Annotated in this window: 1 protein-coding gene; it reads right to left on the reverse strand. The window is 57.8% G+C overall.

All coding sequences use genetic code 11. The features are described from left to right. Positions 1–18: 18 nt before the first annotated feature. Positions 19–206: hypothetical protein (locus tag E1297_RS49390; protein WP_209015504.1), on the reverse strand; the 188-nt coding region annotated here is incomplete at its 5' end.

Consider the following 206-nt stretch of genomic DNA (forward strand, 5'->3'; position numbering starts at 1 on the left):
TTTGGTTGATTTCGACAGCTAGAAAATTGCTGCAAACCCGATCATTTGACCGGACGCGCGGATCGTTCGGCCAATGATGAAGCAAACTGACATTGGCCCCGCGCCGCTGAGCCGTTGCCCGAACCGATGCGCCCGGTCCCAGAGCTTGCCGGCAGATTCTCGCTTCTCCTCTACGTTACGCCGTTGCATCTTGCGTTGCGGTCCCA

This window comes from Roseibium sp. RKSG952 (assembly GCF_009711355.1).